Annotated in this window: 1 protein-coding gene; it reads right to left on the bottom strand. The window is 63.1% G+C overall.

The genetic code is table 11. From position 1 onward, the window contains the following. On the bottom strand, positions 1-800 hold an 800-nt coding region (locus JNK74_28485), incomplete at both ends, for a hypothetical protein (GenBank protein ID MBL7650126.1).

Raw genomic sequence — 800 nt, 5'->3', positions numbered from 1 at the left:
AACAACGATTCGCATGGAATCGCGGTCCAGCAGGACGGCTTGCTCCAGGGCAAAGGCGATGCTTCGCCAGGGCGACGACTCGGTACCATTTCCGGCTTCGTCGCTCCCGTCAGGAGCCACAAACAGGGTGCTGTCCGGGCTGTTGGCGTCGGCAGGATCGCTGTTGACCAGAAATTCGGCCAGATTGGACAGGTCATCGAAATCCGCGTCGTCCGCCGCGTCATCGGAAAGCGGATCGAGGCCGTACCGGCGCTCGTAGCTGTCCGCAATACCATCTCCATCGGTATCCGTAGCGGCGTCGCTGGTGCCGATGCAATTCTCCACACAGGCGCTGAGCCCGTCGCCGTCCGCATCAACATTCTCGCCCGAGCACTGCTCCTCGCAGGTCTCACCTTCGCCCTCGCCCTCGCCCTCACCCTCGCCTTCGCCTTCGCCCCCCGGCGCGAACTCGATAGAGAGACCCGGAACTTCTCCGATCACATTGCCCACGGTGTCCTCAAGGGAGCCCGGAATAAGCGTCACGAGGATCTCCCCCGCCGCGCTGGGCCGCAGGGTGGCGCTGTAGATCACGCCGTCGCCCTGCAAATCCGTCACGGTCCCGTTTGCCACGGCCAGATCGTCCAGTGAGAAACCCTGAACTACTTCATCGAAAATAATGTCGATGGGAATTTCGGGCTGGTCCGACGGGCTGGCCACCGTGGTGGAGATGGTGACCTGTGGCGGTGATCTATCGATCACACAGGCCTCGCTGGCGTCAAGCACCCCCGCGAGCGGGTTGCCCGCCAGGTCTAGAACCGTCC

The sequence above is a fragment of the Candidatus Hydrogenedentota bacterium genome, from assembly GCA_016791475.1.
Lineage (GTDB): Bacteria > Hydrogenedentota > Hydrogenedentia > Hydrogenedentales > JAEUWI01 > JAEUWI01.
This window is presented reverse-complemented; position numbering and strand designations above follow the sequence as displayed.